13 protein-coding genes are annotated in these 13,005 nt (G+C 70.0%); 3 read left to right on the forward strand and 10 right to left on the reverse strand.

Annotated features, from left to right (window positions below; genetic code table 11):
- Positions 1–25: 25 nt before the first annotated feature.
- Complete coding sequence (locus tag ESD82_RS12085; RefSeq protein ID WP_024842958.1) at positions 26–466, forward strand: copper chaperone PCu(A)C; 441 nt, start codon at positions 26–28, stop codon at positions 464–466.
- Here ESD82_RS12085 and ESD82_RS12090 read toward each other — a convergent pair.
- Both ESD82_RS12090 and ESD82_RS12095 read right to left on the reverse strand, forming a co-directional pair.
- On the reverse strand, positions 463–1,104 hold the full coding sequence (locus ESD82_RS12090) for an arylesterase (protein ID WP_147428221.1): 642 nt from the start codon (positions 1,102–1,104) through the stop codon (positions 463–465). The genes ESD82_RS12085 and ESD82_RS12090 overlap by 4 nt on opposite strands.
- Positions 1,101–3,524 carry a heavy metal translocating P-type ATPase gene (locus ESD82_RS12095; RefSeq protein ID WP_024842956.1) on the reverse strand — a complete coding sequence of 808 codons (2,424 nt, stop codon included), beginning with the start codon at positions 3,522–3,524 and terminating at the stop codon, positions 1,101–1,103. The genes ESD82_RS12090 and ESD82_RS12095 overlap by 4 nt, the downstream gene beginning before the upstream one ends.
- 428 nt (positions 3,525–3,952) lie before the next feature.
- On the opposite strand from ESD82_RS12095, the gene ESD82_RS12100 reads away from it, so the two are divergent.
- Both ESD82_RS12100 and mnmH read left to right on the forward strand, forming a co-directional pair.
- Positions 3,953–4,531, forward strand: a complete 579-nt coding sequence (locus ESD82_RS12100) for a L,D-transpeptidase (RefSeq protein WP_024842955.1) — start codon at positions 3,953–3,955, stop codon at positions 4,529–4,531.
- Entirely contained in the window at positions 4,532–5,629 is a 1,098-nt protein-coding gene (gene mnmH, locus ESD82_RS12105; RefSeq protein WP_024842954.1) for a tRNA 2-selenouridine(34) synthase MnmH, read from the forward strand.
- Positions 5,630–5,647: 18 nt separating this feature from the next.
- On the opposite strand, the gene ESD82_RS12110 is transcribed toward mnmH, so the two are convergent.
- From ESD82_RS12110 to ESD82_RS12145, 8 genes are all read right to left on the reverse strand, one after another.
- On the reverse strand, positions 5,648–6,451 hold the full coding sequence (locus ESD82_RS12110; RefSeq protein WP_024842953.1) for a purine-nucleoside phosphorylase: 804 nt from the start codon (positions 6,449–6,451) through the stop codon (positions 5,648–5,650).
- Positions 6,435–7,400, reverse strand: a complete 966-nt coding sequence (locus tag ESD82_RS12115) for an ABC transporter permease (RefSeq protein ID WP_024842952.1) — start codon at positions 7,398–7,400, stop codon at positions 6,435–6,437. Before ESD82_RS12115 ends, ESD82_RS12110 begins: the two co-directional genes overlap by 17 nt.
- Positions 7,400–8,494, reverse strand: coding sequence for an ABC transporter permease (locus tag ESD82_RS12120; protein WP_028709904.1), 1,095 nt, complete (start codon positions 8,492–8,494; stop codon positions 7,400–7,402). Before ESD82_RS12120 ends, ESD82_RS12115 begins: the two co-directional genes overlap by 1 nt.
- Positions 8,495–8,555: 61 nt before the next feature.
- Positions 8,556–10,169, reverse strand: a complete 1,614-nt coding sequence (locus ESD82_RS12125; RefSeq protein WP_147428220.1) for an ABC transporter ATP-binding protein — start codon at positions 10,167–10,169, stop codon at positions 8,556–8,558.
- Entirely contained in the window at positions 10,170–11,156 is a 987-nt protein-coding gene (locus ESD82_RS12130; protein WP_024842949.1) for a BMP family lipoprotein, read from the reverse strand. It abuts the gene before it with no gap.
- A gap of 91 nt (positions 11,157–11,247) precedes the next feature.
- Positions 11,248–11,649, reverse strand: coding sequence for a GNAT family N-acetyltransferase (locus ESD82_RS12135; RefSeq protein WP_024842948.1), 402 nt, complete (start codon positions 11,647–11,649; stop codon positions 11,248–11,250).
- Complete coding sequence (gene tsaB / locus ESD82_RS12140) at positions 11,646–12,239, reverse strand: tRNA (adenosine(37)-N6)-threonylcarbamoyltransferase complex dimerization subunit type 1 TsaB (RefSeq protein ID WP_024842947.1); 594 nt, start codon at positions 12,237–12,239, stop codon at positions 11,646–11,648. The genes ESD82_RS12135 and tsaB overlap by 4 nt, the downstream gene beginning before the upstream one ends.
- Positions 12,232–12,786, reverse strand: coding sequence for a NifU family protein (locus ESD82_RS12145; RefSeq protein ID WP_024842946.1), 555 nt, complete (start codon positions 12,784–12,786; stop codon positions 12,232–12,234). The genes tsaB and ESD82_RS12145 overlap by 8 nt, the downstream gene beginning before the upstream one ends.
- Between the last annotated feature and the right edge of the window lie 219 nt (positions 12,787–13,005).

The following is a 13,005-nucleotide window of genomic DNA, read 5'->3' on the forward strand; positions in this document are numbered from 1 at the left end:
TTCGCCCGATGCGCAAGGAGACGAGATGAAACCGCTGCTGCCCGCCCTTTGCCTGGGCCTGATCCCCCTTGCCGCGCCGGCGCAGGATGCGGGGCTGGTCATCCATGGCGGCTATGCCCGCGCCGCCGATCCCCGTTCCGGCGCCGCCTTCATGGTGATCGAGAATCGCGGCGCCGGGGCCTGCACGCTTTCCTCGGTCGCCTCGGACGCGGCCGAGCGGGTCGAATTGCATACCCATCGCGACGAGGGCGGCGTGATGCGGATGGTCAAGGCGGGTCCGATCCGGATCCCCGCCGGCGCCCGGCACGAACTGGCGCGGGGCGGCGATCACGTGATGCTGATGGGATTGAAGCAGCCGCTTGCGGATGGCGAGGAACTGGCGCTGACGCTGGATTTCGGCCCCTGCGGCACGGTCCGGGCCCGCCTGCCGGTCGACAACAAGCGCATGCCCGGCCACGCGCATTAGCGCCGGGCTTCGGCCCTTTCGATCAGCGCCTCGACCTGGGGGCCCAGCGATTGCACGATCAGCCCGACCCCTTCGGCCGAGGCATGCAGCCCGTCGGGTTGCAGCATGGCCTTGTAGCCCTCGTCCGGCAGGTCGAAGAGCGGCTGATACAGGTTCTCCATCAGCAGCGCATCGTGCTGCGCGGCCATGCGCGGCCATATCTCGGCCCAGTCGCGGCGCAAGGGGTCGTCATGGTCGGGCGAGGCGATGCCGACCAGCAGCAGCGGCCGGCCGGTCTTGCCGGCCTGGCCCAGGATCGAATCCAGGTTGTCTGCGACCATGGCGGGGGAAAAGCCCATCAACAGGTCGTTGCCGCCCAACTCGACGATCACCGCATCGGGCTTGTGGCGGGCCAGCGAATAGCCGATCCGCACCCGTCCGCCCGCCGTGGTGTCGCCCGAAAGCCCGCCGTTCAGCACCAGCACGTCATGGCCGCGCGCCCTCAGCCAGTCCTGCAATTGCGGCACCAGCCCGTGCTTGCGCGGCAGGCCGTAGCCTTCGGTCAGGCTGTCGCCGAAGGCCAGGATGCGCAGCGGCGTCGCCGCCGCCATCGGTGCGGCCGCAAGGGCCAGGATCAGGACAAGGGCTTTCAGCATCATGCGGCACGCCTCAATCGCAACGCGTTACTGACCACGAAGACCGAGGACAGCGCCATGGCCCCGGCCCCCAGCATGGGTGACAACTGTGGCCCGCCAAAGGGCACCAGCGCCCCCATGGCCACGGGAATCAGGGCCACATTGTAGCCGAAGGCCCAGAACAGGTTCTGCCGGATATTGCGCATGACGCTGCGTGACAGGCGGATGGCCCGCGCCACGCCCATCGGATCGCCGCCGACCAGCACCACCTCGGCCGATTCGATGGCGACATCGGTGCCGGTGCCGATGGCAATGCCGGTCTCGGCCGCGGCCAGCGCCGGGGCGTCGTTGATGCCGTCGCCGACAAAGACCGTGCCGGGGCCCATCTCGCGGATGGCGGCCAGCTTGCCCTCGGGCAGCACGCCGGCGGTCACGCGGTCGATGCCCAGCTGGCGGCCCACCGCCTCGGCCGTGGCCTGCACGTCGCCCGAGATCATCGCGGTTTGCAGGCCAAGCGCGTGCAGTTCGGCCACGGTCTCGGCCGCCTCGGGGCGGATGGGGTCGGCCAGGGCCATGGCGGCGGCGTGCCGGCCGTCCACGGCCAGATGCACCGGGGTCGCGCCATGCGCCGCCCAGCCCTCGGCCGCGGCGATCAGGGCGGGGGCGGCGGTGATGCCCGCCTCGGCCAGCGCGGCGGCATTGCCGATCAGCAGCGCGTGCCCCTCGACCCGTGCCGAAAGCCCGCGGCCCGCCGCAGCCTGAACCGCCTCGGCCGTGGGCAGCTCCAGCCCCTTGCCGTGCGCGGCGCCGACGATGGCGGCCGCCAGCGGGTGTTCCGAACGCGCCTCGGCCGCGGCGGCAAGACGCAGGGCGTCCAGGGGCGCGATCTCCTCGGCCTCGATGGCGGTCAGGGCGGGCGCGCCTTGCGTCAGCGTGCCGGTCTTGTCGAAGCCGACGATGCGCGCCTCGGCCAGCCTTTGCAGCGCGTCGCCGCGCCGGAACAGCACGCCCAGTTCCGCGCCGCGCCCGGTGCCGACCATGATCGAGACCGGCACCGCCAGCCCCATGGCGCAGGGGCAGGCGATGATCAGGACCGCAATCGCCGCGACCAGCGCCTGCCCCAGCGCGCCGGCAAAGATCATCCACAGCGCGAAGGTCAGGGCCGCCAGCCCGATCACCACCGGCACGAAGACCGCGGTGATGCGGTCCACCAGCGCCTGCACCGGCAGCTTGGTGGCCTGCGCGTCCTCGACCATGCGGATGATGCGGGCCAGCACCGTGTCGCCGCCGGTCGCGGTGACGCGATAGGCCAGCGCCGCGTTGCCGTTCACCGTGCCGCCGGTCACGGGATCACCCGGCTGCTTGGCGACCGGCACCGGCTCGCCGGTCAGCATGGATTCGTCGATGGCGCCGCTGCCCTCGGTCAGCACGCCGTCCACCGCCACCCGCTCGCCGGGGCGCAGATGCACGATGTCGCCGGGATGCAGTTCGGCCACCGGGATTTCGACGATGCGGCCGTCGCGCTCGACATGGGCGCTGTCGGGAGCAAGTTCGATCAGCCGGCGGATGGCGTCGCCGGCCTGGCCCTTGGCGCGGGCTTCCAGCCAGCGGCCCAGCAGGATCAGCGTGACGATGACGGCAGCGGCCTCGAAATAGACATGCACCGAATCCGGCGGCAACAGGCCCGGCGCGAAGGTCGCCACCGTCGAATAGAGCCAGGCCGCCGAGGCGCCGAGCGCGACCAGGCTGTTCATCTCGGGTGCGCGGCGCATCAGCGCGGGGATGCCGATGCGGAAGAACATCCGCCCCGGCCCGGCCAGGACGGCGGTGGTCAGCAGGAACTCCAGCACCCAGAGCGTGCGCTGGCCGATGGCCATGTGCAGCCAATGATGGAAGGCGGGAAAGGCATGGCCGCCCATCTCGGCGACAAAGACCGGCAGGGTCAGCACCAGGGCGACCAGGAAATTGCGCTTCAGCGTGGCCGCATCGCCGCCATGGTCGTGCATGTGATGGCCGGCCTCGGCCTGCACCTGCGCCGGATAGCCCTTGGCGGTCACTGCATCGGCCAGCGCCTGCGGCGCGACGGCGGGGGAATGGCGGATGGTGGCGCTGCCGGTGGCCAGGTTCACCTGCGCCGTGGTCACGCCGGGCAGCGCGGCCAGCGTCTTTTCGACCCGGCCCGAGCACGAGGCGCAGGTCATGCCCTCAATGGCCAGGCGGGTTTGCTGCGGCTCGGCCGGGTAGCCGGCCCGCGCCAGCGCCTCGACGGCGCGGGGCAGGGCCTCGGGCGCGGCCAGGCGGAAATGCGCCCGGCCGGTGGCCAGGTTGACCTGCGGATCACGGACGCCCGGCACGGCGGCCAGCGCCTTTTCGACGCGGCCCACGCAAGAGGCGCAGCTCATGCCCGAGACGGTCAGCTCGGCATCGTTTGGGTGATGTTTCATCGGATTGTCCTGTCAGAATGGCGAAAGAAGGCGCGATTCAGACAGGGTGTGGCGGAGCCTGCGGATGGTGCGGTGCGTGGTGCAGAAGCTGCTGGGGCAGCGGCCCGTCGCCCGGCGCGGGGCGCCAGCGCAGCGGATGGCCATCGCCCGCCAGCATGGGACGGGCCAGGCGCGGACGGGCCGCGACATGGCAGCGGCAACCGCGCCCGCCCCGGCCCCGGCACAAATGCGGGGCGCGCACGGGCGCGCGACGCGGCGGGCGGCGGATGGAGGCACAGGTCGCGCAGGTCATGGCGGGCGGTCCTTTCCCGATGCAAGCTAGGCACGTTTGCCGCGCGTTTCAACCGCGTCACGGCGCTTTGAGTTGATCCCGGCCGCCCGAGCGGTTAGGCGCATGGTCAAGAAACGCAAGGATTCAGGACGGACAGATGAACCGCAGACAGATGCTGATGGCCGCCTTGCCGCTGGTGGCCGTGCCCTCGCTGGCCCTGGCACAGGCCCAGCCCGCGGCGCTGACCACCAAGGCCGAGCCCCGGCGCGATCCCTATGCCCCGACCGAGGTCTCGATCCGCAACGATTTCGAGGTCGGCAGCATCGTCGTGGTCTCGAAGGATTTCTTCCTCTATCACGTCATCGCGCCTGGCCGGGCGGTGCGCTATGGCGTCGCGGTGGGCAAGGCCGAGCTGGTCTGGAAGGGCCGCGCCACCGTCGGGCGCAAGACCGAATGGCCCAGCTGGACCCCCACGCCGGCGATGATCAAGCGCAATCCCGGCCAATATGCCAAATGGGCCGACGGCATGCCGGGCGGCCCGTCCAACCCGCTGGGCGCGCGGGCGCTGTATCTTTACGACGCCAGGGGCAACGACACCTCGATCCGCATCCATGGCACGACCGAGCCGAACTCGATCGGCCGCGCCGTCTCGAACGGCTGCATCCGCATGCGCAACGAGGCGGTGATGGACCTGTTCGAGCAGGTGCCGATCGGAACCCCGGTCTACGTCTACTAAGTGGACATCCGCCTGACATCGCTGTCGGACCCGGTGCTGTCCGGGTTCGATACCGTCATCGACACGCGCTCGCCTTCGGAATATGCCGAGGATCACCTGCCGGGCGCGATCAACCTGCCGGTGCTGTCGGACGAGCAGCGCGCGCAGGTCGGCACGATCTACAAGCAGGTTTCCCCCTTCGATGCCCGCAAGCTGGGCGGCGCCATGGTCGCCGCCAATGCCGCGCGTCATATCGCCGGGCCGCTGGCGGGTTTCGGCGGCGGCTGGCGGCCGCTGGTCTATTGCTGGCGCGGCGGCCAGCGCTCGGGGGCCTTCGCCACCATCCTGTCGCAGATCGGCTGGCGTGTCGGCCGCATCGAGGGCGGCTACAAGGCCTGGCGGGCGCTGGTGGTGGCGCGGGTCACGGCACCCGTGGCCGCGCCGGTGGTGGTGCTGGACGGCAATACCGGCAGCGCCAAGACCGAAATCCTGGCGCGGCTTGCGGCGCGCGGCCACCAAGTCATCGACCTGGAGGGGCTGGCGAACCATCGCGGCAGCCTGTTCGGGGCGCTGCCGGGCGGCCAGCCATCGCAGAAGCTGTTCGAAAGCCGCCTCGCCCTGGCGCTGGAGGCGCTGGACCCCGCGCGGCCGCTGCTGGTCGAGGCCGAAAGCTCGCGCATCGGCGCGCTGAACCTGCCACGCGGCATCTGGCAGGCGATCGCGGCGGCGCCGCGCATCCGTCTGGCCGTGCCGGTCGAGGCCCGCGCCGCCTATACCGAACGCGCCTATGCCGAGACCTGCGCCGATCCCGAGGCCGTGGCGCGGATCGTGGCGCTGTTGCGGCCCTTGCACCCGGCCGAGCGGATCGAGGGCTGGTTGCGCCTGGTCGATGCCGCCGACTGGCGCGGGCTGGCCGAGGGGCTGATGCGCGACCATTACGACCCACGCTATGAGAAGCACCGGGCGCGCCATGACGACGGTCGCGGGCCGGCGGTGGCGCTGGACGGGCTGGACGACCTCGAGGCCGCCGCTTCGGCGGTCGAGGCGGTGCTGGCGGGGCTTGAGCTTGCCGGGCCGGCGCCGGCGGCACGCTCGGCGGCCTCCGGCGGGGATATTTGAACAAGAAAGAAGCCGGGGTCAGGCGCCCTGGCCAAGGAAGCGGCGCAGGATGCGTTCCAGCTTGGCCGCGCCCAGCGGCGCCATGGCCTTGGTATGTTCGTGGCTGATCGATTCGTCCGAGAGGCCGGCGCCCATATTGGTGATGACCGAGACGGCGGCGCAGCGCAGGCCCAGGAAGCGCGCCAGGATCACCTCGGGCACGGTGGACATGCCGACCGCATCGGCGCCCAGGATGCGGGCGGCGCGAATCTCGGCCGGGGTCTCGAAGGAAGGCCCCGAGAACCAGCAATAGACCCCCTCGGGCAGCGCGATCCCATCGGCCTCGGCGGCGGCCCTGAGCCCGGCGCGGAGGCCCGGGTCATGGGCGTCGGTCATCGGCACGAAGCGCGCCTCGCTGGGTTCCCCGATCAGCGGATTGGTGCCGGCGAAGGCGATGTGGTCCGACAGCAGCATCAGGGATCCCGGCGGCATCTCGGCGCGCAGGCTGCCCGCTGCATTGGTCAGGATCAGCTGCCGGGTGCCGAGTGCCTTCAGCACCTCCAGCGGCAGGCGCATGACATCGGCGCGGCCGGATTCGTAGTAATGCGCCCGCCCGCCCAGGACCGCGACCCGCCGCCCCTCCAGCTGTCCGACGACCAGTTGCGGCACATGGCCCGACACCCCGGCATGCGGAAAGCCCGGCAGGTCGGAATAGGGGATCGCCACGCCCTCGACCGCCGCCGCCAGATGCCCGAGCCCCGAGCCGAGGATCAGCCCGTATTCCGGCGGCGCGTCCCCCGCCCGGCTGCGGATCAGATCGGCGAGTTCAGCGTTCCTTGACATAGGGCTCTCCTCCGGCGCGGGGCGGGATGGCGCGGCCGACGAAGCCGGCCAGGATGATGACGGTCAGGATATAGGGCAGGGCGTTCATGAACATCGAGGGCACGGTCACCACCCCCAGGTCGAGATTCGGGAAGCGGTTCGCCACCGCCTCCATCAGCCCGAACAGGAAGGTGGCGAAAAGCGCGCTCCATGGCCGCCACTTGGCGAAGATCAGCGCCGCCAGCGCGATGAAGCCGCGCCCGGCGGTCATCTCCTTGACGAAACCGGCCGAGATGCCGGTGGCGAGATAGGCGCCTGCGAGGCCGCAAAGCACCCCGCAGATCATCACGGCGGCAAAGCGCAGCCGGGTGACCGAGACGCCAGCGGTATCGACCGAGGCCGGGTTCTCGCCCACCGCGCGCAGCCGCAACCCGAAGCGGGTGCGATAGAGCACCCACCAGGTCAGCGGCACCATGGCGAAGGCGATATAGACCAGGATGGTGTGGCCCGAGATCAGCTCGGCATAGACCGGCCCGATCACCGGCACCGGGCGCAGGCTGTCGGCGAAGGGCAGGGTGATCTCGCCGAACCGCGCCGCGCCGGAGAGCGAGGGCGTGCGCCCGCCCAGCCCGAAGATCTTCTGCCCCAGAAGCACCGTCAGCCCCGAGGCGAGGAAGTTGATCGCCACGCCCGAGATCAGCTGGTTGCCGCGAAAGCTGATCGAGGCGAGGCCATGCAGCCCGGCCATGGCCGCGGCGCCGGCGATCCCGGCCAGCAGCCCCAGCCAGGCGCTGCCGGTGGCATAGGCGACCGAGGCCGAGGTGAAGGCCGCCATCAGCATCTTGCCTTCCAGCCCGATATCGAAGACCCCGGCGCGCTCCGAATAAAGCCCGGCCAGGCAGGCCAGCAGCAGGGGCGTCATCAGCCGCACCGCTGAATCGAGGATCTGGATCACGGTCGCGAAATCCATCACGCCCCCTTCCGGCGCAGCGCCGTGAACAGCCGTTCCAGCGGCATGCGCACCATGTTGTCCAGCGCCCCGGTGAACAGGATCACCAGCGCCTGGATGACCACGATCAGCTCGCGCGGGATCGAGGTCCACAGCGCCAGTTCGCCCCCGCCCTGGTAGAGGAAGCCGAAGAGCAGCGCCGCCAGGAATACCCCGAACGGGTGGTTGCGGCCCATCAGCGCCACGGCGATGCCGATGAAGCCGGCGCCCTCGACCGCGTTCAGCATCAGCCGCTCGGCCTCGCCCATGACGTTGTTGATCGCCATCAGCCCGGCCAGCGCCCCCGAGACCAGCATGGCCAGGACCGTGATCCGCACCGGCGAGATGCCGGCGTAAAGCGCCGCCTGTTCGGACTTGCCGAAGGCGCGGATCTCATAGCCCGGCCGCGTATGCCAGATCAGCAGCCAGACCAGCAGGCAGGCGGCGATGGCGACGAAGAAGGTGACATTGGCGGGCGTGTTCCGGCCCCATTCGAAGCCGAGCCCCAGCGCCATGTCCGAAAGCTTCGGCAGATGCGCCGCCGCGGGGAACCGGGCCGAGGCCGGGTCCATGCTGCCCACGGGCCGCAGCAGGTTGACCAGGACATAGTTCAGCAGCGCCGCGGCGATGAAATTGAACATGATGGTGGTGATGACGATATGGCTGCCGCGCCGGGCCTGCAGCCAGGCCGGGATCAGCGCCCAAAGCGCCCCGAACAGCGCCGCCCCGACCGCCGCCGCCGGCAGAGCGAAGGCCCAATGCGGCCAGGGCAGGGCCAGTACCACCAGCGCGACGCCCAGGCCCCCCAGGGCGGCCTGCCCCTCGCCGCCGATGTTGAACAGCCCGGCATGATAGGCGACCATGACCGCCAGGCCGGTGAAGATGAAATTCGTTGTGTAATACAGGGTGAAGCCCCAACCATAGCTGGATCCCAGTGCGCCCTGGACCATCACCTTCAGCGCCTCGACGGGATCTTCACCGATAGCCAGGATCACCAGTGCCGAGATGCCAAAGGCCAGCACCAGAGAAATCAGCGGCGTCAGGATCACATCCGCCCATTTCGGCATTCGCTCCATCAGCCCGCCTCTCCCGGTTTTCTCCGTTTTCCAAATACCCCCGCCGGAGGCATGCGACGGCTCATCCCGCACCGCCGCCGGCATCCGTCGCCGGCGCGGCCGCCGGCGGGATCGCCGCCTCGGGCGGCGTCAGGGCGGGATCGACCCCGGCCATCAGGCAGCCCAGATCTCCGGTCGTCGCCCCTTCGGCCGGGCGCTCGCCCATGACGCGACCGTCGAACATCACCGCGATGCGATCCGACAGCGCCATGATCTCGTCGAGCTCGACCGAGACCAGCAACACCGCCTTGCCGGCATCGCGCAGCGCCAGGATGCGCTTGTGGATGAACTCGATGGCGCCGATATCAACCCCGCGCGTCGGCTGGCCGATCAGCAGCAAGTCCGGGTTGCGCTCGACCTCGCGCGCGACCACGATCTTCTGCTGGTTGCCGCCCGAGAAATTCCGGGCCGTAAGGTCCGGGTCCGGCGGGCGGATGTCGAAACGCTCGATCTTGGCCATGGCATCGGCGCGGATGGCGGCATTGTCCATCAACGGGCCGCGCTGGAACTCGGGCGCGTGGTGATAGCCGAAGGCCGTGTTCTCCCAGGCGGTGAAATCCATGATCAGCCCTTCGGCCTGCCGGTCCTCGGGAACATGGCCGATGCCGGCGCGGCGCCGCGCGCGGCCGTCGGCCTCCGGACCATGCAGCGGCAAGGGCCGGCCATTGAGCCGGATCTCGCCCTGAAGCTTTGCCCCCGCCTCGGGAAAGCCGCCCAGGATCTCCAGCAGTTGCGTCTGGCCGTTGCCAGCCACGCCGGCGATGCCCAGGATCTCGCCTGCCCGGATCTCCAGGTCGATGCCGCGCAGCCGCTCGACGCCCTCGGCATCGACCATGCGCAACCCCCGCACTTCCAGCACCGGCGCGCCCGGCCGGGCGGGTGGCTTTTCCACCCGCAACAGCACCTTGCGGCCCACCATCAGCTTGGCCAGCTCGGTCGGGCTGGTCTCGGCGGTCTTGACCGAGGCCACCATCTCGCCGCGCCGCATGACCGAGACATTGTCGGTGATCTCCATGATCTCGCGCAGCTTGTGGGTGATCAGGATGATGGTCTTGCCCTCGTCCTTGAGCCCGCGCAGGATGCGGAACAGGTGGTCGGCCTCGGCGGGGGTCAGCACGCCGGTTGGCTCGTCCAGGATCAGGATGTCGGCCTGGCGATACAGCGCCTTCAGGATCTCGACCCGCTGCTGGTGGCCGACCGACAGTTCCTCGACCAGCGCATCGGGATCGACCTGCAAGCCGTATTCGGCGGCCAGCCGCTTCAACGTGCCGCGCGCGCGGGCCAGCGAGGGATGCAGGAGCCCGCCGTCCTCGGCGCCCAGGATCACGTTTTCCAGAACGGTGAAGTTCTGCACCAGCTTGAAATGCTGGAACACCATGCCGATGCCGGCGCGGATCGCGGCCTGGCTGTCGGCGATGGCGACGGGCTGGCCGCCGATCTGGATCTCTCCGGTATCGGGGCGGTAGAAACCGTAAAGGATCGACATCAGCGTCGATTTCCCGGCGCCGTTTTCGCCGATGATGCCGTGGATCGTGCCGCGCCGCACGACCAGGTCGATGTCCTTGTTGGCCTGCACCGGCCCGAAAGCCTTGGAAATCCCGCGCAATTCGATCGCCGGGGCGGGCGCGGCCGTCATCTACTGCACCGGGCAGGTATTGTCGGTCATGTAGTCATGCACCTTGATCCCGCCCGATTCGATGGCCTGGGCGGCGGCGTCGACGGCGGTGGCGATCTCGTCCGAGATCAGCGGCTTGTTGTTGTCGTCCATGGCCAGCGACACCCCGCCCGAAGCCAGGTCCATGACCCGGACGCCCGGCTCGACCTCGGTCCCGGCCTTGAAGGCCTCGTAGACGGAAACATCCACGCCCTTGACCATCGAGGTCAGCACCTGGCCCGGATGCAGGTGGTTCTGGTTGCTGTCCACGCCGATCGACAGCACGCCAGCATCCGCCGCCGCCTGCAAGACGCCGATGCCGGTTCCGCCCGCCGCGGCATAGACCACGTCCGCCCCCTGCGAGACCTGCGCCTTGAGCAGCTCGCCCCCCTTCACCGGGTCGTTCCAGGCGGCGGGGGTGGTGCCGGTATAGTTGATGATCAGCTTGCCGTCCGGCCGGGTGGCCTTGAAGCCCTGGGCATAGCCGCATTCGAATTTGTGGATCAGCGGGATGTCCATGCCGCCGATGAAGCCCACCGTGCCCGATTTCGACGCCAGCGCCGCGGCGACGCCGGCCAGGTACGAGCCCTGCTCCTCGGTAAAGACCACGGATTGCACGTTGGGCTGCTCGACCACCATGTCGATGATGACGAATTTCGTGTCGGGATAATCCGGCGCGATCTTGGCCAGCACCTCGCCAAAGGCAAAGCCGGTCATCACGATGGGATTGGCGCCCGATTGTGCCAGCCGGCGCAGGGCCTGTTCGCGCTGCGCCTCGGATTGCATCTCCAGTTCCTTGTAGGTGCCCCCGGTCTCGGCCTTCCAGCGTTCGGCGCCGTTATAGGCGGCCTCGTTGAAGGATTTGTCGAACTTGCCGCCCAGATCGAAGATCAGCGCCGGATCGGCCAGGGCTGCGACGGGCAGCAGGGTCAGGCAGGCGCCGGCGAGCAGGGATTTCATCAGGGACATGTCGGACCTCAAGACGGTTTGCGGGCGAGTCGGCCCAGGATGTTCGGATTAGGGCGCATGGGCCGGAATCCGTCAACAATCTTGTCTTGGGTCAGAGGGTGCGCCGCATCAGCACCGCATCCAGGCCGGGCGCGTAGTAATTCCGCCGCTTTCCAAGGGTTTCCCAGCCCGCGCCGGCATAAAGCGCCATGGCGGCCGCATTGTCCGCCGCGACCTCCAGGAAGGCCTCGCGCGCGCCGTGCGCCCGTGACGTGGCGGCGAATTCGGCCAGCAGCGCCGAGGCCAGCCCCTGCCGCCGCGCCTCGGGCGCGACGGCCAGCGTCAGCAGCTCGGCCTCGTCCGCGATGGCGCGGCCCAGCAGGAAGGCTTGCGGCCGGGTCAGCAGGAAATTCGGCGGGCCGGCCAGCAACGCCTGGAACTCGGCCGCCGTCCAGGGCCGCGGATGCGCGGCAAAGCAGCGGCCGTGCAACGCCGCCAGGTCGTCGGGCGTCATGACAGGATCAGCGGGCCGCGGTCGCGCGCCGGCGCGGCATCGGCCGGGCGCAGATAGATCGGCGCCGGGCGCGGCAGGTCCGGCTGGTCGCGGCGGGCGGCGGCGATGCGGGCGATGGCCTCGGCCAGCGGCATCACCGCGGGCAGGGGTGCGGGGCCGGGCGGCAAATCATGCGCGGGGGCCTGTTGCGGCCGGGTGGCCTGCCCGGTGCCGAAATCCTGCCAGATCACCTCGCCCGCACGCGCGGGCAGCGCGACGCGGCAGGGGCGGGGCAGGCCATGTGCGGCGGCCTCGGTCGCGCTGACGCCGATGGCGGGGATGCCCAGCGACAGCGCCAGCCCCCGCGCCGCCGCGACCGAGATGCGGATGCCGGTGAAATTGCCCGGCCCGATGCCGCAGCCGATGACGGACAGGTCGCGCCAGCCCAGGTCCGCCTCGACCAGCAGCTCTTCCAGCAGCGGAAACAGCCGCTCGGCCTGGCCGCGGGCCATGTCTTCCTGGCGCTGGACCAGCAGGCGGTCGCCTTGCAGCAAAGCGGCCGCGCAATGCGCGGCCGATGTGTCGAAGCCCAGCGAAAGCGCCTCAGCCAACGGGCCGCACCTCGGTCACTTCGGGGATGTAGTGGCGAAGCAGGTTCTCGATGCCCATCTTCAGCGTCAGCGTGGACGAGGGGCAGCCGGCGCAGGCGCCCTGCATGTGCAGATAGACCACGCCGCGGTCGAAGCCGTGGAAGGTGATGTCGCCGCCGTCCTGCGCCACGGCCGGGCGCACGCGCGTATCCAGCAGTTCCTTGATCTGGTTGACGATTTCTGCGTCGGGGCCGTCCTGGTCGTTATGGGCGCTGGCGGTCGCGCCCTCGATGGCTGGGGCGCCGGACTGGTAATGCTCCATGATCGCGCCCAGGACCGAGGGCTTCAGATGGTCCCAGACCGCGTCCTCGGCCTTGGTCACGGTCACGAAATCCGAGCCGAGGAAAACCCCGGTCACGCCTGGCACGGCAAAGATGCGGCGCGCCAGCGGGCTGGTCGCGGCGGCCTCGGCTGCGGGAAAATCGGCGGTGCCGCTGCCCAGGACGGTTTCGCCCGGCAGGAACTTCAGCGTCGCGGGGTTCGGGGTGGTTTCGGTCTGGATGAACATGGCGCGGGCTCCTTTGTGGCGGATATGGGGATCGAAGGGCGGACAAGTCAAGTCGGAGGGCCGCACGGCGGGCGGGCGGCCTTGAGCACGCGAAGAAACAGCATGTGCAGAAATCGCCATGGGCATGGCCGAAAGGGCTGCCCGCCAGCGCGGCAGGGACGCGATCTGCACGGTGCCGGGGGTCATTCCGGCCGCGCCGGCGCGGCAACGGTGCCGGGA

Origin of the sequence: Paracoccus pantotrophus (assembly GCF_008824185.1) — a bacterium.
GTDB lineage: Bacteria > Pseudomonadota > Alphaproteobacteria > Rhodobacterales > Rhodobacteraceae > Paracoccus > Paracoccus pantotrophus.

Excerpts from the sequence above, each read along its gene's own strand:
- ESD82_RS12115 (WP_024842952.1), bottom strand. The coding sequence starts at position 7,400 with ATGGATTTCGCGACCGTGATCCAGATCCTCGATTCAGCGGTGCGGCTG.
- ESD82_RS12090 (WP_147428221.1), bottom strand. The coding sequence starts at position 1,104 with ATGATGCTGAAAGCCCTTGTCCTGATCCTGGCCCTTGCGGCCGCACCG.
- ESD82_RS12145 (WP_024842946.1), bottom strand. The coding sequence starts at position 12,786 with ATGTTCATCCAGACCGAAACCACCCCGAACCCCGCGACGCTGAAGTTC.
- ESD82_RS12120 (WP_028709904.1), bottom strand. The coding sequence starts at position 8,494 with ATGGAGCGAATGCCGAAATGGGCGGATGTGATCCTGACGCCGCTGATT.
- ESD82_RS12130 (WP_024842949.1), bottom strand. The coding sequence starts at position 11,156 with ATGTCCCTGATGAAATCCCTGCTCGCCGGCGCCTGCCTGACCCTGCTG.
- ESD82_RS12095 (WP_024842956.1), bottom strand. The coding sequence starts at position 3,524 with ATGAAACATCACCCAAACGATGCCGAGCTGACCGTCTCGGGCATGAGC.
- ESD82_RS12110 (WP_024842953.1), bottom strand. The coding sequence starts at position 6,451 with ATGTCAAGGAACGCTGAACTCGCCGATCTGATCCGCAGCCGGGCGGGG.
- ESD82_RS12100 (WP_024842955.1), top strand. The coding sequence starts at position 3,953 with ATGAACCGCAGACAGATGCTGATGGCCGCCTTGCCGCTGGTGGCCGTG.
- ESD82_RS12085 (WP_024842958.1), top strand. The coding sequence starts at position 26 with ATGAAACCGCTGCTGCCCGCCCTTTGCCTGGGCCTGATCCCCCTTGCC.
- ESD82_RS12125 (WP_147428220.1), bottom strand. The coding sequence starts at position 10,169 with ATGACGGCCGCGCCCGCCCCGGCGATCGAATTGCGCGGGATTTCCAAG.
- ESD82_RS12135 (WP_024842948.1), bottom strand. The coding sequence starts at position 11,649 with ATGACGCCCGACGACCTGGCGGCGTTGCACGGCCGCTGCTTTGCCGCG.